This is a genomic window from Citrobacter sp. RHBSTW-00986 (genome assembly GCF_013783065.1).
GTDB classification, from domain to species: Bacteria; Pseudomonadota; Gammaproteobacteria; order Enterobacterales; family Enterobacteriaceae; genus Citrobacter; species Citrobacter braakii.
Genome location: NZ_CP056200.1, coordinates 3,505,822 through 3,527,855, shown reverse-complemented (window position 1 = coordinate 3,527,855; position 22,034 = coordinate 3,505,822). Strand labels below are relative to the sequence as shown.

Annotated in this window: 22 protein-coding genes and 1 tRNA gene; 11 read left to right on the top strand and 12 right to left on the bottom strand. The window is 52.4% G+C overall.

Annotated elements, in window-relative coordinates; genetic code table 11:
- Positions 1 to 24 precede the first annotated feature (24 nt).
- Positions 25 to 1,041, top strand: a complete 1,017-nt coding sequence (sfbB, locus tag HV345_RS17220) for a virulence-associated ABC transporter ATP-binding protein SfbB (RefSeq protein ID WP_169330305.1) — start codon at positions 25 to 27, stop codon at positions 1,039 to 1,041.
- A complete protein-coding gene (locus HV345_RS17215) occupies positions 1,034 to 1,693 on the top strand; it encodes a methionine ABC transporter permease (RefSeq protein ID WP_003831085.1) in 660 nt (219 codons plus the stop codon). Before sfbB ends, HV345_RS17215 begins: the two co-directional genes overlap by 8 nt.
- Here the strand turns inward: HV345_RS17215 and mnmH are convergent, their stop codons facing one another.
- The 5 genes from mnmH to ppiB form a co-directional block, all read right to left on the bottom strand.
- Positions 1,694 to 2,779, bottom strand: a complete 1,086-nt coding sequence (mnmH, locus tag HV345_RS17210) for a tRNA 2-selenouridine(34) synthase MnmH (RefSeq protein WP_181635859.1) — start codon at positions 2,777 to 2,779, stop codon at positions 1,694 to 1,696.
- A 97-nt stretch (positions 2,780 to 2,876) separates the two neighbouring features.
- Positions 2,877 to 3,944 (bottom strand): 5-(carboxyamino)imidazole ribonucleotide synthase, encoded by a 1,068-nt coding sequence (gene purK / locus HV345_RS17205; protein WP_181635858.1) that lies wholly within the window; start codon positions 3,942 to 3,944, stop codon positions 2,877 to 2,879.
- The gene (gene purE, locus HV345_RS17200; RefSeq protein ID WP_016155903.1) at positions 3,941 to 4,450 is read right to left on the bottom strand and encodes a 5-(carboxyamino)imidazole ribonucleotide mutase; all 510 of its coding nucleotides are present in this window, start codon (positions 4,448 to 4,450) and stop codon (positions 3,941 to 3,943) included. The genes purK and purE overlap by 4 nt, the downstream gene beginning before the upstream one ends.
- 173 nt (positions 4,451 to 4,623) lie before the next feature.
- A complete protein-coding gene (gene lpxH, locus HV345_RS17195) occupies positions 4,624 to 5,346 on the bottom strand; it encodes a UDP-2,3-diacylglucosamine diphosphatase (protein WP_181635857.1) in 723 nt (240 codons plus the stop codon).
- Positions 5,347 to 5,348: 2 nt separating this feature from the next.
- A complete protein-coding gene (ppiB, locus tag HV345_RS17190) occupies positions 5,349 to 5,843 on the bottom strand; it encodes a peptidylprolyl isomerase B (RefSeq protein WP_003021875.1) in 495 nt (164 codons plus the stop codon).
- A 173-nt stretch (positions 5,844 to 6,016) separates the two neighbouring features.
- On the opposite strand from ppiB, the gene cysS reads away from it, so the two are divergent.
- Positions 6,017 to 7,402 (top strand): cysteine--tRNA ligase, encoded by a 1,386-nt coding sequence (gene cysS, locus HV345_RS17185; RefSeq protein ID WP_006685638.1) that lies wholly within the window; start codon positions 6,017 to 6,019, stop codon positions 7,400 to 7,402.
- Between the two features lie 90 nt (positions 7,403 to 7,492).
- Here the strand turns inward: cysS and HV345_RS17180 are convergent, their stop codons facing one another.
- The 3 genes from HV345_RS17180 to folD all read right to left on the bottom strand — a co-directional run bounded on the left by HV345_RS17180 (position 7,493) and on the right by folD (position 9,221).
- The gene (locus HV345_RS17180; protein WP_181635856.1) at positions 7,493 to 8,017 is read right to left on the bottom strand and encodes a metal-dependent hydrolase; all 525 of its coding nucleotides are present in this window, start codon (positions 8,015 to 8,017) and stop codon (positions 7,493 to 7,495) included.
- Positions 8,018 to 8,140: 123 nt separating this feature from the next.
- On the bottom strand, positions 8,141 to 8,353 hold the full coding sequence (ybcJ, locus tag HV345_RS17175; protein ID WP_016152124.1) for a ribosome-associated protein YbcJ: 213 nt from the start codon (positions 8,351 to 8,353) through the stop codon (positions 8,141 to 8,143).
- Position 8,354: 1 nt separating this feature from the next.
- The gene (gene folD / locus HV345_RS17170) at positions 8,355 to 9,221 is read right to left on the bottom strand and encodes a bifunctional methylenetetrahydrofolate dehydrogenase/methenyltetrahydrofolate cyclohydrolase FolD (RefSeq protein WP_003021887.1); all 867 of its coding nucleotides are present in this window, start codon (positions 9,219 to 9,221) and stop codon (positions 8,355 to 8,357) included.
- A 575-nt stretch (positions 9,222 to 9,796) separates the two neighbouring features.
- On the opposite strand from folD, the gene fimA reads away from it, so the two are divergent.
- The 6 genes from fimA to sfmF all read left to right on the top strand — a co-directional run bounded on the left by fimA (position 9,797) and on the right by sfmF (position 15,866).
- Complete coding sequence (gene fimA, locus HV345_RS17165) at positions 9,797 to 10,351, top strand: type 1 fimbrial major subunit FimA (RefSeq protein WP_032946983.1); 555 nt, start codon at positions 9,797 to 9,799, stop codon at positions 10,349 to 10,351.
- 77 nt (positions 10,352 to 10,428) lie between these two features.
- A complete protein-coding gene (gene fimI / locus HV345_RS17160; RefSeq protein WP_019076203.1) occupies positions 10,429 to 10,962 on the top strand; it encodes a type 1 fimbrial protein subunit FimI in 534 nt (177 codons plus the stop codon).
- Positions 10,963 to 11,003: 41 nt separating this feature from the next.
- Positions 11,004 to 11,696 carry a type 1 fimbria chaperone FimC gene (gene fimC, locus HV345_RS17155; RefSeq protein WP_016152127.1) on the top strand — a complete coding sequence of 231 codons (693 nt, stop codon included), beginning with the start codon at positions 11,004 to 11,006 and terminating at the stop codon, positions 11,694 to 11,696.
- A gap of 7 nt (positions 11,697 to 11,703) precedes the next feature.
- Complete coding sequence (locus HV345_RS17150) at positions 11,704 to 14,325, top strand: fimbrial biogenesis usher protein (protein WP_181635855.1); 2,622 nt, start codon at positions 11,704 to 11,706, stop codon at positions 14,323 to 14,325.
- A 4-nt stretch (positions 14,326 to 14,329) separates the two neighbouring features.
- A complete protein-coding gene (gene fimH, locus HV345_RS17145) occupies positions 14,330 to 15,337 on the top strand; it encodes a type 1 fimbria D-mannose specific adhesin FimH (protein WP_016155910.1) in 1,008 nt (335 codons plus the stop codon).
- Complete coding sequence (gene sfmF, locus HV345_RS17140; protein WP_046276058.1) at positions 15,330 to 15,866, top strand: fimbria assembly protein; 537 nt, start codon at positions 15,330 to 15,332, stop codon at positions 15,864 to 15,866. The genes fimH and sfmF overlap by 8 nt, the downstream gene beginning before the upstream one ends.
- Positions 15,867 to 15,915: 49 nt before the next feature.
- Here the strand turns inward: sfmF and fimZ are convergent, their stop codons facing one another.
- The 3 genes from fimZ to fimW form a co-directional block, all read right to left on the bottom strand.
- The gene (gene fimZ / locus HV345_RS17135) at positions 15,916 to 16,548 is read right to left on the bottom strand and encodes a fimbria biosynthesis transcriptional regulator FimZ (RefSeq protein ID WP_016152131.1); all 633 of its coding nucleotides are present in this window, start codon (positions 16,546 to 16,548) and stop codon (positions 15,916 to 15,918) included.
- A gap of 579 nt (positions 16,549 to 17,127) precedes the next feature.
- Positions 17,128 to 17,859, bottom strand: a complete 732-nt coding sequence (locus HV345_RS17130) for a fimbriae Y protein (protein ID WP_181635854.1) — start codon at positions 17,857 to 17,859, stop codon at positions 17,128 to 17,130.
- A gap of 385 nt (positions 17,860 to 18,244) precedes the next feature.
- Positions 18,245 to 18,838 carry a fimbria biosynthesis transcriptional regulator FimW gene (fimW, locus tag HV345_RS17125; RefSeq protein ID WP_016155913.1) on the bottom strand — a complete coding sequence of 198 codons (594 nt, stop codon included), beginning with the start codon at positions 18,836 to 18,838 and terminating at the stop codon, positions 18,245 to 18,247.
- A gap of 36 nt (positions 18,839 to 18,874) precedes the next feature.
- Between fimW and HV345_RS17120 the strand changes: the two genes are divergently transcribed.
- Together HV345_RS17120 and HV345_RS17115 are read left to right on the top strand one after the other, a co-directional pair.
- Positions 18,875 to 19,054: a hypothetical protein gene (locus tag HV345_RS17120; protein WP_016152134.1), complete on the top strand. Its 180-nt coding sequence runs from the start codon at positions 18,875 to 18,877 to the stop codon at positions 19,052 to 19,054.
- 39 nt (positions 19,055 to 19,093) lie between these two features.
- A tRNA-Arg gene (locus HV345_RS17115) sits at positions 19,094 to 19,170 on the top strand.
- An 8-nt stretch (positions 19,171 to 19,178) separates the two neighbouring features.
- Here HV345_RS17115 and torS read toward each other — a convergent pair.
- Positions 19,179 to 21,965 (bottom strand): TMAO reductase system sensor histidine kinase/response regulator TorS, encoded by a 2,787-nt coding sequence (gene torS / locus HV345_RS17110; protein WP_181635853.1) that lies wholly within the window; start codon positions 21,963 to 21,965, stop codon positions 19,179 to 19,181.
- Between the last annotated feature and the right edge of the window lie 69 nt (positions 21,966 to 22,034).

Genomic DNA, 22,034 nt, shown 5'->3' with positions numbered 1-22,034 from the left:
CCTTTTCGCATTTCTGAGGTGGCTATGATTGAGATAGAAAAGGTTTGCGTGGATTTTAGCGCAGGCCGTGGACCATCAACCCGGGCGGTTGATGACGTCAACTTGCGCATAGGCGCAGGCGAGATATTTGGCATTGTCGGGACCAGCGGCGCGGGGAAAAGTACGCTGCTGCGCACCCTGAACGCCTTAACGCGACCAAGCCTGGGAAGCGTAAAGGTTAACGGCGTAGAAATTTCCGCGCTGGAAGGGGCGCAACTACGTAAAGCCCGTCAGCGTATTGGGATGATTTTTCAGCATTTTAATCTGATGCATACCCGTACCGTGGCGCAAAACGTCGCTTTCAGCCTGAAGGCTGCCGGATGGGAGCGCAGTAAAATTGGCCCACGCGTCAGCGAAATCCTGACGCTGGTGGGGCTGTCTGACAAGGCAAACCGCTTTCCTGTGCAGCTCAGCGGCGGGCAAAAGCAGCGCGTTGGTATTGCCCGTGCGATTGCCAATCACCCGGATGTGCTGCTGTGTGATGAACCGACCTCTGCGCTGGATCTGGAAACGTCGGCCACTATTCTGGCATTGCTTAAGCAGATCAACCAACAGTTGGGGATCACGATCGTGCTGATCACTCACGAGATGAACGTGATCAAATCGATTTGCGATCGTGTGGCGGTGATGTCCGGCGGCAAGGTGGTGGAGTCCGGTGAGGTGTTTGACGTTTTTGCTCACCCGCAGCACGCTTTCACGCAGCAACTGGTGTCGCATACCCTCAATCTGACGCTACCCGAACGGTTGCGCCAGCATTTGCCTGGCCAGTTGCTGAAAATTCTGTTCATCGGCGATTCGGCGGAACAGCCGGTGTTGTCAGAAGTCGCGGTTAAATTTGGTGTGGCGGTGAACATTCTGCACGGCAAAATTGAATATATCGGCGAGCGTGCGCTGGGGATTCTGGTGGTGCAACTGACCGCGCCGCATAACCCTTCTGCGGTGGATGTCGCCGTGGAACATATTCGTCAACGCACGGCACAGGTGGAGGTGATTCGTGGATGATTTATTGCCTGATTTGACGCTGGCGTTTAATGAAACCTTTCAGATGCTAAGCATCTCTACGGTGCTGGCGATTATTGGCGGTCTGCCGCTCGGTTTTCTTATTTTCGTCACCGACCGGCATTTATTCTGGCAAAACCGTTTTGTGTATCTGCTCAGCTCCGTGCTGGTGAATATCATCCGTTCGGTGCCGTTTGTGATCCTGCTGGTGCTGCTGCTGCCGCTCACCCAGTTTTTACTCGGAAATACCATTGGGCCGATTGCGGCGTCGGTTCCGCTCTCGGTGGCGGCAATCGCTTTTTATGCCCGTCTGGTCGACAGTGCACTGCGCGAAGTCGATAAAGGCATTATTGAAGCGGCGGAAGCCTTTGGCGCCAGCCCGATGCGCATCATCTGCACCGTTCTGTTACCTGAAGCGAGCGCGGGTCTGCTGCGTGGGTTGACGATAACGCTGGTGAGTCTGATCGGTTACTCCGCGATGGCCGGAATCGTTGGCGGCGGTGGGGTAGGCGACCTGGCGATTCGCTTTGGTTATTACCGCTATGAAACCCAGGTCATGATCGTCACCGTGGTGGCGCTGATTATTCTGGTGCAGGTCGTTCAGGTGCTGGGCGACTGGCTGGCGAAACGCGCGGATAAGCGCGACAGACACTGATCACTGTGCGTTAAGCCAGTCGGCAACGTCCTGCCATGTGCCGCGAAAGACGACTTTCGCGGCTTTCTTTTCCAGTTGATAACGATACATCGGGTCGTAATACTCGTTGAGCAACGGTACCAGCCAGCCTATATGGGCGTCGGTACTGCCCGTCGCTTGCTGTTCGCGCAGAGCCACGTCGAGCAGGGCGGTCAGCTCGGCAAAACGTTGTAAACCCAGACGGCGGCGAATAGCAAACAGGCCGTGGTGCAGATACTCGCTATACTCCTGCCAGCCCTGACTCTCGCCATAAGCATGGGTAAAATCGTGGTGCATCCGCACGAAATACTCTTCACGCAGTCGCTCCAGACGACGCTCAAAAGGATCGTCCACCACTGCAATAGATGCCTGGGTCATGCGTTCACGCAGGCACTCAGGCAGATGATTAGCCCCGATCATGCGGCCTTCATCTTCCAGTACCCACAGACGCAGATCCTGACGGCTGTCGGTTCTGAGCATTTCGACCGCCAGCAGGTTTTCAAAACTCGCCTGACTCAACTGCGGTTCAACGGTGCGACCAAACGAGGAACCGCGATGGTGCGCCAGACCTTCGAGATCCACGCCGTTCGGCTGCTGTTGCACCAGCTGCGTTTTACCGTTCCCGGTACAGCCGCCAATTAAGACGATCGGCTTTTGCACTAATTCTTCCGTCAGCTGAATCGCCGCCTGACGCAGGGCTTTGTAGCCGCCGTGTATCAGCGGGTAGTCAATCCCGGACTCGAGCAGCCACTGCTGCACAATGTGCGAACGCTGACCGCCGCGCGCGCAGCATAAATAGCCCGCAGGATTTTGACGACAGGCATCCAGCCAGGCCTTCATACGTTGTTGGCGAGTCTCGCCGCAGACCAGTTGATGGCCGAGCGTGAGGGCTGCCTCGGGTCCCTGACGTTTATAACAGGTACCCACGGCGGCACGTTCGTCATCGTTCATTAGGGGAAGGTTGATTGCGCCCGGCATTGCGCCTTGCAGAAATTCGACGGGGGCGCGTACATCGATTATAGGCGTACCAGCGAGCAAAATTGCGCGATAGTCCGTTCCATCGTTCATGTGTGATCCTGAAAATACAAAAACAGCAATGGAGGGGATTTTACGCGCCAGAGGAGGGGCCGGGGAAGGATAAAATCAAATCCCCGGCATTAATGGCTTATTTCAGCGTTGACTGCGCCCAGATAATACCGCTGGCATATTCCGGCGGCAGCAGGGGGATAAGCGCTTCCAGCGTCGCACTAAGACGCGCGGTATCGCTGTCGCTCAGGTTCAGGTGTCCCACCTTACGCCCTTCACGCACCTCTTTGTCATACCAGTGCAGATGCACCAGCGGCAGCTTCAGCCAGTCATAGTTCAGGTCGCTACCAATCAGATTTACCATCACCGAAGGAGTGTTCACTACCGGCGTGGGTAACGGCAGGTTGGTAATGGCGCGCAGGTGCAGCTCAAACTGGCTGATGCTGGCACCGTTTTGCGTCCAGTGCCCGCTGTTGTGCACGCGTGGAGCCAGTTCGTTAATCAGCAGACCTTCCGGGGTGATGAAACATTCCATCGCCATCACGCCGACATAGCCCAGCTCCTGCATGATGGCAGAGAGCATCGCTTCGGCCTGTTTCTGCTGTTTGGCGTTAGCCTGCGGGAAGACCACGCTGGTGCGCAGAATGCCGTCCTGGTGCAGGTTATGGGTCAGCGGATAGAAGACGGTGCTACCGTCGTGCGCACGAGCGCCAACCAGTGAGACTTCACCAGAGAAGTTGATTCCCCGCTCAACGATGCACTCGCCGTAGCAGTCGTCCGGCAGTTGTTCGGTTTCATTTATGCGCAAACGCCACTGCCCACGACCGTCGTAGCCGCCGACGCGACGTTTCACGATCGCCAACTCACCGAGTTTGTCGAATACTGCAGGCCATTCGCTTTTATCCGCCAGCAGTTGCCACGGCGCAGTTGCCAGGCCGAGCTTGTCAAAAAGCTGCTTTTGCGTCAGACGGTCGGCAATAATCGGGAAAACGTCGCGGTTGACAAACGCCGGATGGCGCGCGAGCTCGCGGGTGAGCGCCGTTTCCGGCCAGCGCTCAATCTCAGCGGTGATCACGCTTTGCTGAAAAGGGACCGCTGCTGGTTCGGCATCCAGCCCGACGGGCCAGACCGCAATGCCCAGCGGCTCACCGGCCTGGCGCAGCATGCGCCCTAGCTGACCGTTACCGAGTACGCAGACCTGCTTCATGCCGCACCTCGCGGGTCCGGATTCTCCAGTACCTCGTCGGTTTGTGCTTTGCGCCAGTCGTTCAGACGCTGGTGTAATGCTTTGTCGTGTGTTGCCAGAATTTGTGCTGCCAGCAGGGCCGCATTTGCCGCGCCCGCTTTGCCGATAGCCAGCGTTCCGACCGGAATACCGCGCGGCATCTGTACGATGGAGTAAAGGCTATCTACGCCGCTCAGCGCCGCGCTTTGCACCGGGACGCCTAAAACAGGCACCAGCGTTTTCGCCGCAATCATGCCTGGCAGATGTGCAGCGCCACCCGCACCGGCAATAATCACCTCATAGCCGTTCTCTTCTGCGCTTTCGGCGAAGCTAAACAGCTTGTCAGGGGTGCGGTGGGCGGAGACGACTTCAACATGATGCGGCACGTTCAGAATTTCGAAGATTTCGGCGGCGAACTGCATGGTAGCCCAGTCGCTTTTGGACCCCATCACGATGGCGACACGCGCCGGGTTATTGCGGGAAGACATGCGTCTGAAAACTCCTGTGATGCACTACACTCGACTTTTGAGGCCACAGAGAATAGCATAATTCGCCGTCAAGGAAAACGATTGCGCGCTTTACACTTCACCCTTCAGGCAGCCTCTGTAGCTGGCTGCATCTCAACGAGTTTTGTGTAAAGAGGAACTGGATATCTGCGGAATTAAAACGGAAATGCGATCAGTTCAACGTCATCTGGCGTGACTTTGATCATCGACCCTTCGGTGTGCCATGCGCCTAATACCACGCGGAAAGCGGGTTTTTCATTGGCCGTAAGCTCGTGGACTGCCGGGCGGTGGGTGTGGCCGTGAATTAACCACTGGACCTGATGCTTTTCCATCTCGGTGATGACGGCCTGCGGATTCACATCCATGATCGCCAGTGACTTGCTGCTGTTGGCCGCTTTGCTATTGGCGCGCATTTTCGCGGCGATACGTTGGCGAACGAACAGAGGTAAGGAGAGGAACAGCTTCTGTAGCCAGGGTTGATGTACTTTGGCGCGAAACGCCTGATAGCCTGCATCGTCGGTGCACAAAGTGTCGCCATGCATGATCAATACCTTGCGGCCATACAGGTTGAGTACTTTTTTCTCAGGCAGCAAGCTCATGCCGCTTTCACGGGCAAAACGTTTGCCGAGCAGAAAATCTCGATTGCCGTGAATAAAAAAGCAGGGAACGCCGGAATCAACCAGTGATTTTATCGCCGCGGCTATTTCATGATGCAGTGGGGTTGGGTCGTCGTCGCCAATCCAGGCTTCAAACAGGTCGCCGAGAATATACAGTGCATCAGCTTTTCGCGCATCACCGGCTAAAAAACGCAGAAAACCGGCGGTGATCGCCGGTTCTTCTGTGCAGAGGTGAAGATCTGCAATAAACAGTGTCGTCACGATTACTCGCTGACGGTCACGTTTTCGATGATGACGTCTTCTTTTGGCACATCCTGGTGCATACCGCTGCGACCAGTGGAAACGCCTTTGATTTTATCAACCACGTCCATGCCTTCAACAACTTCGGCAAACACGCAATAACCCCAACCCTGCATGCTTTCGCCGGAGAAGTTCAGGAAGTCGTTGTCTGCAACGTTGATGAAGAACTGTGCGGTTGCGGAGTGCGGAGCCTGAGTACGCGCCATCGCCAGCGTACCACGGGTGTTTTTCAGACCGTTGTTCGCTTCGTTTTTGATCGCTTCTTTCGTGGCTTTTTGCTTCATGCCCGGTTCGAAACCGCCGCCCTGGATCATGAAACCGTTAATAACACGGTGGAAAATGGTGTTGTTGTAAAAACCTTCGCGGCAGTAGTCCAGGAAGTTTTTAACTGTTTCAGGCGCTTTATCATCAAACGTTTTGATTACGATATCGCCGTGATTAGTGTGGAAAGTAACCATTTTTGCATCCTGTTCCGATAGATTGGTGCTTCGACCCCGTGAAGGGTCAGAGTTAGGGGTGTGTTATAGCATAACCGCAAGCTGCGATCACCTCGCAAAGTGTGCTGCTTCCGGTCTAAATTATGGGTATTATACAGACTTTACTATCCACACACGTCTACACGGAATCTTCGATGTTAAAAATCTTTAATACACTGACGCGCCAAAAAGAGGAATTCAAACCTATTCATGCCGGGGAAGTCGGCATGTACGTGTGTGGTATTACCGTTTACGATCTCTGTCATATTGGCCACGGACGTACCTTCGTTTCTTTCGACGTTGTCGCGCGCTATCTGCGCTTCCTCGGCTATAAGCTGAAATATGTGCGCAACATTACCGATATTGATGACAAAATCATCAAGCGCGCGAATGAAAACGGTGAGAGCTTTGTGGCGTTGGTCGACAGAATGATCGCGGAAATGCATAGCGATTTCGACGCGCTGAATATTCTGCGCCCGGATCTGGAGCCGCGCGCTACGCACCATATCGCTGAGATTATTGAAATCACTGAACAGCTGATTGCCAAAGGTCACGCTTATGTCGCTGATAACGGCGACGTGATGTTCGACGTGCCGACTGACCCGAATTATGGTCAGCTGTCACGCCAGGATCTGGATCAACTGCAGGCGGGCGCACGCGTTGATGTGGTTGATGTGAAGCGCAACCCGATGGACTTCGTGCTGTGGAAAATGTCCAAAGAAGGCGAGCCGAGCTGGCCGTCTCCGTGGGGCGCGGGTCGTCCTGGCTGGCACATCGAATGTTCGGCGATGAACTGCAAACAGTTGGGCAACCATTTTGATATTCATGGCGGTGGTTCGGATCTGATGTTCCCGCACCATGAAAACGAAATCGCTCAGTCTACCTGTGCGCATGACGGTGAATACGTTAATTACTGGATGCACTCCGGGATGGTAATGGTTGACCGGGAGAAAATGTCCAAATCGTTGGGCAACTTCTTTACCGTGCGTGACGTGCTGAAATACTACGACGCCGAAACCATTCGCTACTTCCTGATGTCTGGTCATTACCGTAGCCAGTTAAACTACAGCGAAGAGAACCTGAAGCAGGCGCGCTCTGCACTGGAGCGTCTGTATACCGCGCTGCGCGGCACCGATAAGTCCGTTGCCCCAGCCGGTGGCGAAGCCTTTGAAGCACGCTTCATTGAAGCGATGGACGATGACTTCAATACGCCGGAAGCCTACTCCGTGCTGTTTGATATGGCGCGTGAGGTTAACCGCCTGAAGGGTGAAGATATGGCGGCGGCTAACGGTATGGCTTCGCATCTGCGTAAGCTTTCCAGCGTGCTGGGCCTGCTGGAACAGGAGCCCGAAGCATTCCTGCAAAGCGGTGCGCAGGCGGATGACGGTGAAGTTGCTGAAATTGAAGCGTTAATCCAGCAGCGTCTGGATGCCCGTAAAGCCAAAGACTGGGCGGCAGCTGACGCCGCGCGTGACCGTCTCAATGAGATGGGTATCGTGCTGGAAGATGGCCCGCAGGGCACTACCTGGCGCCGTAAGTAATGATATTGATTGCCGGATGGCGGCTCGCGCCCTGTCCGGCAATCAATGTACGAATGTCGGTCGGATAAGACGCTTGTCGTATCCGGCAAATTAATATTTCCGATACCACCACAGCACACCCATCATCATAACTCCCGGTAGCCATACCCATATCAACTCCGAAATTATCACCTGGTGCCCGTATGGTGTGGCGTAGCGTGATAGCGCAAACGGGGCGACTTTAATCACCTGCCACGGTGCAAAGAAGCGTTCATCCGACCACGGCCACAGCCAGCCGACGCCTTTGCCGCCAGTGGTGACCGAATCCAACAGGCTGTGCGACAGCAGTGAAACCGTCAGAAATAGCCAGCAGCGAATTAAGCCTGCCTTAAACCATCGTCGACCCATCCATACGCAGAGCAGCGGCACCACGAAGGCGAACAGCAGCGAATGGGTAAAACCACGGTGACCAAACACGTTGCCGTAGGCGACGCCAAGCTTAAACGACAGGACGTCGGCATCCGGCAACATAGCCAGAATGACGCCAGTAAACAGTAATTGCGGGGGGATGACTTTACGCCCGAGACCTAATCCTAAACAGAGTGGAACGGCAGTGTGGGTAACGATTGTTGGCATGATGATCGCTTCGTGTGGAAAAACAACATGCTAACAGTTCACTGTGAAGTGGTGATGAAGTCATTATCTGAAAAGGAGAGAGGAAGTGGCCGGACAGGGGTTAACCTCATCCGGCACCTGGGATCACGCCACGACGTTAATGCTGTGGCCTTCAAAGCTGACGGTCTGTCCGGCAACGATTTTGCAGCGTTTACGCGTTTCTACAGCACCATCGACCTTCACTAACCCTTCGCCAATAGCAATTTTTGCCTGGGCGCCGCTTTCGCTCCAGCCTTCCAGCTTCAGTAAATCGCAGAGTTCAACGTGTGGGTGTTTACCCAGTGAAAATGTGGCCATCTTAAACGTCCTTTACATCATGATATTCAACACACGCCTGCAGCGTGTTTTCGATAAGTGTAGCGACCGTCATTGGGCCTACGCCGCCGGGTACCGGCGTGATATATGACGCGCGTGCGGCAGCATCTTCAAAGACCACATCGCCAACAACCTTACCATTCTCCAGACGGTTGATGCCGACATCAATCACAATCGCACCTTCTTTGATCCACTCGCCGGGAATAAAGCCAGGTTTGCCGACGGCAACAATCAGCAGGTCTGCATGCTCTACATGGCGACGCAGATCTTTGGTGAACCGGTGGGTGACGGTGGTGGTGCAGCCAGCCAGCAGCAGCTCCATGCTCATCGGGCGGCCAACAATATTCGACGCGCCAATAACGACCGCATTCAGACCATAGGTGTCGATATTGTAACGCTCAAGCAGAGTCACAATACCGCGCGGAGTACACGGGCGCAGGCGCGGCGCACGCTGGCACAGGCGACCAACGTTATACGGGTGGAAACCGTCAACGTCTTTATCCGGCGCAATACGCTCGAGAACTTTAACGTTGTCGATACCCGCAGGTAACGGCAGCTGGACCAGAATACCGTCGATGGTGGTATCTGCATTGAGCGTATCGATCAGCTCGAGCAGCTCCGCCTCGCTGGTGGTTTCAGGCAGGTCATAGGAGCGGGAGACAAACCCCACCTCGTCACAGGCTTTGCGTTTACTCGCGACATAAATCTGCGAAGCCGGGTTGCTACCTACCAGCACAACAGCCAGGCCTGGGGCGCGTAATCCAGCCGCTAAACGCGCCTGAACTTTTTGAGCAACCTCAGAGCGCACCTGCTGCGCAATCGTTTTACCGTCAATAATCTTTGCTGCCATCAGAGAGAGGATTCCGTCTGTTACGTTAAATCGAAGGGGATGCCGCTATTTTGTCAGAAGCAGGACGTGCTGTCAGTTTTCGTTTGCATTTTTACGTGCGCCAGGGGGCGTCACGATCTGCGAATGGGATCAGGACAAAGGCATAAGCCTTGCGGATAATTAATGAGCATGCTAATTAAAATTAACGTGAATGAAACAACTCATCACCCTGGTATTTTCAGGGGTAATGCGCCACAAACCAGTCTGTTACGGTTAATTATGAGGGATTTTACCTCATTCACACCCAGATTTTTCCTGGGTCCCATTAAGAATTAGCCAGGGTCATTAAAAGGATTTGCAGGTATTTTTCATTAATTGAAATGTTTAATTTATCGCTGTGACGAATAGTCATATTCGCGAGGAATAATTAGTGAATCAAATACTCAGGAGAATTGGGGTAAAAGGTTAGCTAATTCTCATGCGATATATATCTTTACAGGATGCAGAGATAATTAGCCTGACATTTAATGTCGATAATGATTCAAACGGATCCCGCAGGATGCTGGAGCCGGATGTGTGTAATTCAAGGGAAATCCATGAAACGTAAATTAATGACCTCTTCTGTTATTGCCAGCCTGATGTTAGTCGCCGGTGCAGCGGTTGCAGCCGATCCGGTAAGCGTTAGCGGCGGTACTGTGCATTTTGAAGGTGAACTGGTCAATGCAGCCTGTGCAGTCAGTACTCAGTCATCCGATCAGGTTGTGACGTTAGGCCAGTATCGTACTGCCAGTTTTGCCGCAGTGGGTGACACTACAGCACAAATTCCGTTCTCTATCGTGCTGAACGACTGTGACCCGAACGTTGCCGCAACTGCAGCCGTTGCTTTCTCAGGCCAGTCCGATATTACCAATAACAACCTGCTGGCCGTCACTTCTGCAGACAACGGTACCACTGCGGGCGGTGTTGGGATTGAAATTCTGGACAATACGTCCACCGCGCTGAAGCCGGATGGCGCAACCTTCTCTACCGCTCAGGCGCTGGTAGAAGGGACCAACACCCTGCGTTTCTCTGCGCGTTACAAAGCCACTGCCGCAAGCGCAACGCCGGGTCAGGCAAATGCCGACGCGACGTTCATCATGAAGTACGAATAAGCCGTTTTGATTTGCGCAAGGATGACGTTCGCCTCAATGGATGAGGCAATATCCGGGGATGATGAAGGATGCGGCAGATGATAGGGAAAGGCGTGGCGCTGGCGGGAATGCTGTGCGTAATGCCTGTGCTTTCACATACGGTAATACTGGAAAGTGGCCGCGTCCACTTACGGGGGCAGCTCGTCAACGGCGCCTGTACGGTCGCCACTGACAGTCAGGATATGCGGGTGCAAATGGGGCAGTATCGCACCAATGCTTTCTCTGGGACGGGAAGCTTCGCCTCTACCAGCGTACCGTTTTCACTGCGCTTAACGTCGTGCAGCTCCGATGTTTATGACCATGTTGGGATTGCGTTTGCGGGCGTGACGCCAGCGGAAGATCCGCAGGTTTTTCTTGCCAGCGGCGATGCGTCAGCGGCTTCGGGGATTGGCCTGGCGTTATTTGACGAGCGCCAACGGCAAATTATACCGAATGCCCTGCCGCTTCATTATGTGCCGATTATAACGCAAGAGATGACGTTTCATTTCACTGCCCGCTATCGGGCTGTCTCGGAAAATATAACGCCGGGAACGCTTCGCTCAGACGTGTGGTTTACGTTGGTTTATCCCTGATTTATTTCCCAACGATAATCGCATCAAAGGTATTTTTAGCTATGTTTAATTATCTAAAATCAGGTTTTATCCTTTTACTGGCCTTATTTTCTGCTGCCAGTGTTCAGGCTGCCGGAGGCATTGCATTAGGCGCCACTCGCGTTATTTATCCGGCCGATGCCAAACAAACGTCCCTGTCTATTAGCAATAGCGATACCAAAGAACGTTACCTGGTAAATTCATGGATTGAGAATAGCGCAGGCGCTAAAGAAAAATCGTTTGTGGTTACGCCTCCGCTGTTTGTTAGTGAACCCAAAAGCGAAAACACGCTGCGTATCATCTATGCCGGTGAACCGCTGCCCAAAGACCGTGAGTCGCTGTTCTGGATGAACGTCAAAGCCATTCCGTCAGTCAATAAAAACAGCCTTGAGGGCAAAAACGTTCTGCAACTGGCGATTCTGTCACGCATCAAACTTTTCGTTCGTCCGAATAATCTGCCGCAAATCCCGGAAGATGCACCAGGAATGCTGACCTTTTCCCGCTCCGGCAACCACCTGAAAATCAACAATCCGTCAGCGTACTACGTCACGTTGGTCAATCTCAATGTGGGGAAAACGAAGGTCGATAACGTGATGGTTGCGCCGAAAAGCGATGCGCAGGTCCTGCTACCCACGGGCGTTCAGGGCAACGTCACGTTCCAGACGGTCAACGATTATGGCGCTGTGACCCCGGCCAAAACGGTTAGTGTGCGTTGAGATAACGATGAATAAGACAACGTATTTTCCTGGCCTGTTACCGGGGGTTACGCCACCGCTGGCGGGGGTGGCGTTGTCCACGCTGGCGGCGCTCTTTCCCTCTCTAAGCTATGGGGAAAGCTATTTTAATCCGGCCTTTTTATCTGCGGATACGGCAACCGTGGCGGATTTATCACGTTTTGAAAAAGGCAATCACCAGCCTGAAGGCGTTTATCGCGTGGATATCTGGCGCAACGATGAGTTTGTTGCCACTCAGGATATTCGTTTTACTACCAGTGCGGCAAAAGCCGGGGAGAAGTCCGGTGGGTTGATGCCGTGCTTTGGACTCGACTGGGTGAAGCGCCTTGGCGTCAATATCGCCGCGTTTCCGGCACTCAGTAAGGATCCGAACGATACCTGTATCAATCTACCTGAGGCGATTCCCGGCAGCGAGATTGCGTTTGATTTTTCTACCCTGCGCTTAAACGTCAGCCTGCCACAGGCGTCAATGTTAAACAGCGCGCGCGGCTATATTCCACCGGAAGAGTGGGATGAAGGGATCCCGGCCGCGCTGGTTAACTACAGCTTTACCGGCAGCCGCGGCAGTGATACTGACAGTTATTTCCTCAGTATGCTCAGTGGTCTGAACTATGGCCCCTGGCGGCTGAGAAACAACGGTGCGTGGAGCTACTCCAAGGGCGACGGATACCACTCACAAAGCTGGAAAAACATCGGTACATGGCTTCAGCGCGCAATTATCCCGCTGAAGGGCGAACTGGTGATGGGCGACAGCAACACTGGCAACGACGTTTTTGACAGCGTCGGGTTTCGCGGTGCGCGGCTCTATTCCTCAGACAGTATGTATCCCGACAGCTTACAGGGCTACGCGCCCACCGTGCGCGGCATTGCGCGTACCGCGGCAAAACTGACCATTCGTCAGAATGGCTATGTGATTTATCAAAGCTATGTTTCACCCGGCGCTTTCTCGATAACCGATCTCAACCCAACGTCATCCAGCGGTGATCTTGAGGTCACGGTGGATGAGAAGGACGGCAGCCAGCAACGCTATACGGTGCCGTACTCCACCGTTCCCTTATTACAACGAGAAGGGCGTTTCAAATATGACGTTGTCGCCGGGGATTTTCGCAGCGGCAATAGCCAGCAATCTTCACCGTTCTTTTTCCAGGGAACATTAATTGCCGGGTTACCAGAGGGCTATACCGCATACGGTGGTACGCAGTTGGCCTCACGTTACACCGCGGTGGTTTTAGGCACCGGTCGAAACCTGGGGGACTGGGGGGCGGTTTCTGTCGATCTCACCCATGCGCGCAGCCAACTGGCGGATGACAGTACGCACCAGGGGCAGTCGCTACGTTTCTTGTATGCGAAATCGCTGAACAATTTTGGCACTAACTTCCAGCTGTTGGGGTATCGCTACTCAACACGTGGCTTCTATACCCTCGACGATGTGGCGTATCGCAGTATGGAAGGCTATGAGTACGAATACGACAGTGAGGGCAATCGCCACGACGTGCCCAATGTGACGAGTTACCACAACCTGAGCTACAGCAAAAAGGGCCGTTTCCAGATTAACATTTCGCAGAATCTGGGGGATTACGGATCGCTGTATATCTCGGGTAGTCAGCAGACGTACTGGAATACTTCAGACACCAATACCTGGTATCAACTGGGTTATGCCAGCGGCTGGCAGGGGATTAGCTATTCACTCTCCTGGTCGTGGAATGAATCGGTTGGCATCTCCGACACCGACCGTATTCTGGCGTTCAATATGTCTGTACCGTTCAGCCTGCTGAGCGGACGGCGTTACTCGCGTGATAACGCCCTCGATCGCACCTACGCCACGTTTAATGCCAACCGTAATAGCAACGGGCAGAACAGTTGGCAGAGCGGGATCGGCGGTACGTTGCTGGATGGGCGCAACCTGAGCTACAGCGTGAATCAGGGGCACAGCAGCAGCAATGGCTATAGCGGAAACGCCAGCGCCAACTGGCAGGCGGCCTACGGTACGCTGGGCGTGGGTTACAACTACGACCGTGACCAGCATGACTACAACTGGCAGCTCTCCGGCGGCGTGGTGGGGCATGCGGACGGCATTACGCTCAGTCAGCCTCTGGGCGATACCAACGTGCTGATTAAAGCGCCGGGTGCGCAGGGTGTACGGATAGAGAACCAGACCGGCGTTCAAACCGACTGGCGCGGATACGCGGTGATGCCATATGCCACCGTCTATCGCTATAACCGCGTCGCGTTAGACACCAATTCCATGAACAACAATACCGATGTGGAGAATAACGTCAGTAGCGTAGTGCCAACGCAAGGGGCGCTGGTGCGGGCGGCGTTTGATACACGAATCGGTGTGCGGGCGCTGATTACCGCCAAACATGCCGGTAAACCAGTGCCGTTTGGCTCCGTCGTGCGTGAAAACACCAGCGGCGTGACCAGCATGGTGGGTGAAGACGGGCAAATCTACCTGAGCGGCCTGCCGCTAAAAGGCGAGTTGTTGATCCAATGGGGGGAAGGCGCAAACGCGCGCTGCGTGGCGCGCTATGCCTTGCCAGAGGAGAGCCTGAAACAAGCGGTAACGCTCACGAACGTGACGTGCGAATCTCCGTCAGCACGACAGGAATAATACGATGAAACGACAAACGGGTTTGTTACTGGGAAGCGCTTTACTGCTGATGGCCCATTCGTCCTGGGCGACGGTCTGCCAAAACTCGAATGGCACGCCAACGGATGTTTTTTACGATCTGTCGAATGTCTTCAACAGTAGTAACAACCAGCCGGGGCAGGTGGTGACGTTACCGGAAAAATCTGGCTGGGTTGGCGTGAATGCCACCTGTCCGGCCGGGACAACGGTAAATTACACCTATCGAAGCTATGTCACTGAACTTCCGGTGCAAAGTACCGAAGGCGGTTTTCAGTATCTGAAGCTCAATGACTACCTGCTGGGGGCCATGAGCATAACCGATAGCTATGCCGGGTTATTTTATCCCCCACGTAATTACATTCGCATGGGGACTCACCCTAACGTACCTAAGCAGCAGCCTTTTGGCGTGATGGATTCAAAGCTGGTGTTTAAGCTCAAAGTAATCCGCCCGTTTATTAACATGGTGCCGATTCCGCGGCAGACGATGTTCAGCGTCTATGTCACGACCAGTACCGGAGATGCGCTAAGTGTGCCGGTTTATACCATCAGCTACAGCGGCAAGGTGGAGGTTCCACAAAACTGCGAAGTAAACGCCGGGCAGATTGTCGAGTTTGATTTTGGTGATATTGGCGCATCGCTGTTTAGCAAGGCAGGAGCGGGAAACCGGCCTGAAGGCATCAATCCGCAGACCAAAACGGTAGCGATAAAATGCACCAACGTCGCTGCACAGGCCTACTTAACCATGCGTGTAGAGGCCGAGAAAGCCACCGGGCAAATGATGGTATCTGACAATCCCGATTTAGGTTTTATTGTCGCCGACAGCAGCGGTAAACCGCTGACGCCCAATAATCTGTCCAGCACTATCCCGTTTCAACTGGATGATAACGCCGCGGCGAGCGTGGGTATTCGAACATGGCCGGTTAGCGTAACGGGCAATAAGCCTACCGAAGGACCTTTCACAGCCCGTGGCTATCTGCGAGTGGATTATGACTAACAAGCAAACGCCAGCCGCAGGGAAACGCCTGGCAATGGTGTGCCTGCTGACATTCAGCTCGTTGTGCCATGCCGCTTCGTCGCTGGGGGAAATCAATATTGAACTGCGCGGAAACGTGGTGGACTTTACCTGCGCGGTAATTGCCAGCGACAGCAATAAGTCCGTGGAGCTAGGCACCTGGCCGACCAAGCAGCTTCAGACCAGCGGAGATACTACTCAACCGGTCGCGTTTACGCTGAAGCTAGAAGGCTGCCCGCCGGGTTCCGCTTCGATAACGTTTTCCGGAACTCCGGCCCCGGGCACGACGTTGCTGGCGCTTGATGATGCGGTGATGGCGCAAAAGGTGGCGATCGAACTGCACGACAGCGACCGTACGCGATTGCCGCTCGAACAGGCCAGCCAGACGGTGGGGATTGATGAGAACGGCAATGCCACGCTGACCTTTTTCGCAAACTATATCGCGTTAGCTGCTGGGGTTCAGCCTGGCATTGCCAGGGCTGATGCCACGTTCATGATTAACTATAACTAATCAATGCGCTAACAAAACACTCCCGAACGAAATCTCGCCGGGAGTGTTATTACATTAATTCATGCATTTTTGCGTAATCGATCAGCTCAACGATGGTGTGCAACCCGAGCTTGGAGTAGATATTAGCCTTGTGAGCGCTAATCGTTTTATTGCTGAGTAACAACTGCTCAGCAATTTCCTTATTGGATAGCCCGTTTGCCAGATAACGCAAAACGGTAACTTCACGGTTAGAGAGCGGCATGTCATGTAAGACGCCTTTTTGTGCATTTATATTGTTAATGAAATTAAGGGTATCCGAAGGAAAAAAGGAATATCCCGATAAAATCATTTTTACCGCATTGTAGATATCATTGAGATCCTTTCGTTTACTGACAAACCCATTTGCACCGGCCCGGATAGCACGCCCGGCATAAAACGACTCGGATTTTGAGGACAGAAACAGTACCCGAGTTTTCTCCTGCAATGACTTTATTCTTTTGAGTAATGTAAACCCATCAGAACCAGGTAGTTCAATATCCAGGATGACAAGATCGACAGGGTACGTGCGCAGGTGTTCTATTGCCGTACGGCTGTCATCGGTTTTCAACACTACCTGAATATTACTGTTTTTCTCGAGTAGTACTTCTATCGACATTCTGACAATAGGGTGTTCGTCCATAATGATAACGGATGCTGGTTTCATTGTTGTATGCCTCAAACTGTTTGCGTATCTTGCGAATTTGATAAAACATCAGGCGTTATAATATTGTCAAATAGCCAAGAATTGTTCTGAGGGAGAGCCGAATAAATATTATTTCATCCTTGTTTATTCGGTTGTTCTTCTGCAGAACAATGAATTTGTGGAAAATCCATTTCACACCGGGAAAACTAACAATTAATCAGGAAACTGTGGGGATTATACCTGCTCTGCTCATTCGGAAAAGACTTACAACATCCTGGTTGTTAATGTCAGTTAGGATATTCTGAAAGATCCAGATGTGTTAATGACTATTGGTATTATTTATCTGTGGTTCGAATTATGGCAGATTGAAAATTTTTTTTAAGCAGTAAAAACGACACAATAAACCAATTGTTTAGGTTTTGTTAAGGCTGCAATAGGACTATTTTTTATTGAAATGCACAGGATCAGTAAGGTTAAGTGTGAGTGTGCCTCCAGGCATAATACCAGGAATAGTTGTAAATATTAAATATTTGTAAAAATTAGATCTTTTTTCTTATTCAATAATAAGTAATTTCCTAAAAAATCTTATAGCACAATGAGTTATGGTGTTAAATTAAATGGGGGGGAGGTAACGTTGAGACGGTGTATCAGATGCAAAAAACGCTGCCTGCTGGGTAATCCAAGGCGCGTAATCAACTGGTTCAGGCGATAGATGATGCGGTGGTAGGGTTGTTCCTGTAACAATGCAATCTTTTTTAAGGAGTTACCCTGCAATAGTAAGGTAATCAGCTCCCAGTCGAGCTGATTTATACGCCTGGAATGAATATAGTTAAGAACCGGAGATAATAAGGCATGGCGCATCTCGGGGAGGCGCAAATTGCGTGGCAAGATATAAAATGGACCGGACAGTGAAATAAATGTAGTGAGGTCTTCATCGCGACTGGAAAGCATTATGAAGATTTGGATGTCATTATGCTTCTTAATTAGCTGGCGCAGGCTTTCAAGTATATCGAAATAAGGGGTTGTTAAGCTTTCAATGTCAATCACTAACTGGCTAATTACCGGCTCTTGCATGCTGAGCAAGGTCGATTCAACGCTCTGGAAGATCGCCGTGCGAGTACCTGAGAATAAATGTCGACTCAGCGCATAGGCCAGATAGTAGTCTGTCGTAATTATCGCCTGAGATATAGTGCCGTCCGGTAAGGTGTATTCGAGTTTTTGTGCCAGATACTCGATCCGGTCAAATACCTGTGAGGTACAGTGGGGAAATTGCCAGCTACAGTTAGCGTTTCGTATACGGCGATAGCGGTCCCGGCGTTTTGCACTGTGCATCCTTTTCCATTCCATTTCTGTTGCGGCAGGTCTGGATAAATTGCTGACTACAGGCATCCCTGAACCAAACTTTTGTCAGCGCAAAGGTGAGTTGACTTGTGCCGTTGGGTTTCAGTGCTTCAACAATCATCAGACTGGCAATTGCGTACTCCATCAGAATAATCTGCCGGAAGTTTTCTGATGTCTTACTCAATGCCCAAAAGATCGTTTTATCCAGTTCAACCTCTCTCTGAGATTAGATAAAATATTACCGGGTGTGTCTTTCTGTTACCCCGGAAATAGTATGGCCGGATTATTCTCGCAGCCTGAAGCCAGGTACAGTAGGAGCCGATGCTTAATCCATGATGAGATATTTCTCAATAAAAATTAGGCAAAGATACCCCGTCTAATTTTGCAGAAAGTTCAGATGTGCGCGGATGTATCTTAAGAATTGCTGATCGTTTTTCACATGCAGCTTTTTCATAATGCTGCGGCGGGTCGCTTTGGCCTGGATATCACTGACTGAGAGCAGATGAGCCGTTTCGGCTAACGTATACCCGCTGGCGAGAAACATTAAGAACTGGCGTTCTTCGATAGAAAAGTTGCGGGTGGTGCAGTAATGGCAGATAGTCGCGGGCACGCTAGTGCGCAGTGCGCGTTTTTGCAGGATGAGGACCAGTTTTTTGGTTATCTCGTCGACGTCATCTTCCCGATAAATCAGTGGCAACATGTACAGGCAGGGGCGGAACATCAGCTTATCTTTGTCGTTTTTGCTACAGATGACCACCCGGTGTTGGCGCCTGGTGTGGACAGGAACCATGTAACAATCGGCGCTGAGCCAATCTTCATCCAGTGAGATAAACGCGATTTCAGCGCGATCGATATCTTCGACAGGTAAAAAGCTAATCTCCTGATGCCACTGATTTGCCAGATGGGAGATGATGATTTTCAGTCCATGTTCGAAGTGACTGTTTTCTTCCTTGATGGCGATACTTAACATTAAAGAGTTCCTGACCACTGGAGAGGGGATAAAGGAATGTTAAGCAAAATCATAAATATTCTAAATACATGTATCCCTAAATCTGACGTTTTGCGGGCTGAGTTGTTACCAGGTGATTTCCTGGATACCTTTGAACGAGCAGAAAAAATCAACATTCGTACACTTCGCCAGCAACCGAAACAAAAGGCATTGACTCAGCAAGCGCTGACCGTATAATTCACGCGTTTCATCTGCATGAAGTAATCACTTCGCAATGCGCCCTTAGCTCAGTTGGATAGAGCAACGGCCTTCTAAGCCGTAGGTCGTAGGTTCGAATCCTACAGGGCGTACCATTTCAACGTCACTTCTGATGTTCAGCTTCTGCTAATCGCGACAAATTTTCTTTTGCCAACCACATTTCCACTTCTGTAAGACTTAGTTGTACTTCCTCTCTGAGTGAAAAATCAGCTAGCGGCTGCTGTTCAAGCGCTGCGCACATCCTGCTGGCAGAACGCATCCCCATGCTGGCGCAGCTGCTTTTTAGCTGATGTGCCAGACGTTTTATCTTCTCGTACTCATATGCTGCGCGCGCTGCGTCAATCTCATCTAATACAGGAAGGGTGTGTTGCTTAAAGAGCGCTAACCATTCGTGCACCTTTTGCCATCCCATTAGCTGGATATCCCCGGCTAATTGCTGGGTATCTAACCGTTGGTCGTCATTTTCTAATGCAACCGGGAGAGGGGCGTTACCGTGCAGATAATGGGTAATGAGCCGACTGAGTTCATCCTGGGGAACCGGTTTTTGAATAACGCCGAGAAACAGGGTGCTGGTTCTTTGGCTTAGCGTTTCGTCGATGACGTGTGCGCTAAAGCCTATTAGCTTTAACGTCGGAAACTCGCGGGTTAACTGTTGCGCCAGCGTGATGCCGTCGATATCCGGAAGATCAAAATCAACCAGCGCGGCATTATACTGGGCGTCTTGCTGCAGTATGGTGAGCGCCGCAGCCGCACTGTCGGCAGCGGTGACCTGGGCGCCATTGAGGGTGAGCATTTCTGTACTGATGCGCTGCGTGAGGGGGTTATCCTCGATTAGCAGTAAGCGTAAACCCTGTAACGATATGGCACGTGGAACGGATTTAGCTACCGGCATCGCGCCAGCCCGTAATGGCAGACGAAGACGAAAGCAGCTTCCGACTCCCGGCGTACTGGTGACGCTCAGTTCTCCCTGCATCGCCTGCGCAAGGCTGGCACTGATAGTGAGTCCAAGCCCGGTCCCCCCACGTTTACCGCTAACCTGAACAAACGGCTGAAAAATATCGCGCTGATGGACAGGGTCAATCCCGCATCCCGTGTCCTCAACCTCAATATACCAGTCCTGGTCTTTACATCGGCTACGCAGGGTGATGTATCCGCGATCGGTAAAGCGCAGCGCGTTGTTTAATAGGTTAGTTATGATTTGCCGAATGCGGCGCGGATCGCCGCGTAGGGAGTCGGGGACATCGTCGGCAAAATCCGTAACCAGCACGACCGGGCGACCCACAACGCGACCATGCATGAGCTGAAGCGTACTTTCCAGCAAGGGTCTGGGCTCAAAAGGTTCATCGCCGATCGCCACATTTTTTCCGCCCGCTTCGATGGCGGAATAGTCCAGGATATCGTTGAGGATGGTCAGCAGAGACTCGCCAGAGTCGGTGATTGCGCGCAGATTCTCCTGATGCTGCGCCAGAGCGGGATTGTCTGAGAGCAACTGCGCAGTGCCGAGGATCCCATACAGCGGGGTGCGTATTTCATGGCTCATGGCGGCAAGAAACGCCGATTTTGCCTGGTTGGCTTTTTCGGCTTCTGCCCGCGCCTGACGGTGTTCAGACACCATAGAACGCAGTTCGGCGGTGCGAGCTTTTACCTGAGCGGCCAGATGTTCGCGATGGCTATTAAGGGCGTGAACGCTACCGCGAAAGGCATCCATCAACCGCCCGATAGTATCCAGTTCGCGAACGCCCGCGGTTTCCGGAAATGGGGAGTCAATATCACCTTCAAGCAGACGCTGTAACGCCTGGGTTTGCTGCGCCAACGGACGCGTGACCGAGCGGTAAACTACGCGCCAAAGAATGAGAATTAACAAGCACAATGACACCGCACCTAACAGCAGCAGCAGCGTTTGCCCGCGCTGGCTGGCCTGTTTGAGATGCGCCAGCCCGGTCTGATTGCGTTGGCCAATGATTTCTACCAACTGACTCACTTCGCTACTGAAACGGGTAAATTGCTCGATATTGTTCTGCGATAAGATCTGTAAGCGGGTGGTGATGTCATTATCCTGACGATACAGGGCCAGCAGATCGACATAACGGCTTATCGAATTTACAGCGCCGGCAACCTGAGTGCGTACCACCGGATCTTCAATGCGTATTTGTCGGCGGTGAAGCACTCTGACGGCGGCATTAAGCTGGGTTTCCAGCGCTGCAAGGTTATTCTGCGCCTGGTTATTCCCCAGATTCATCACCATTTGCTGCACGCGTAGCGCGCTCAGGCGCAGTTCATTCATCTGGTTATAATATTCCAGATCGATATCGATAAGCCTGTCGAGAGCGTGTTCTGCCGCCTGCCCCTGATGGCTCTCAATCAAATCATAAATGCTTGCCTGCGTAGCGCCCGCCGAGGTGGCGGCATTACTGGCCTGACCGCGCGCCATTTCGGCAACGTCGGCGGTAGCCTCAACAATATGTTGGCTGAGCTGTTGCTGCCGATCGCGCAGTTTCAGACGTTCGCCAACCAACTCCCCCTGATGGCTTAACGACTGGGCGATCTCTTTTTCCTGTTGTTCAATGGCCGACGTGTCAAAGCCCTGCTCGCGCAGGGTTTTCAGTAAAGCGGTTATTTTCAGGCTTTGGGCGGTTAACATACGCCCCTGAGCCAGCCACATATTTTCATTATCTGCGGTGGTCAGATTCTGCGCGGAAAACAGTTCCCAGGCGCTGGCTTCGCTGAGCTGGCGCGCCATGTCCATGGTCGGGATCAGCGCCTGGGTATTGGCCTGCTCAACCTGGCTGACAAAACGCAGGTTATACCAGCCTACCAGCGTACTAATGAGGGTCAGTGCCGCCATCAGCCCGAAGCCTATCCACAGTCGTTTGGTCAGAGATAAATTCACTGTCGGGTCGCCACAGATTAAAAAGGTTGAGTCCAAAAGAGGAAAGCAACTAGGATAAAGCCTTATCAA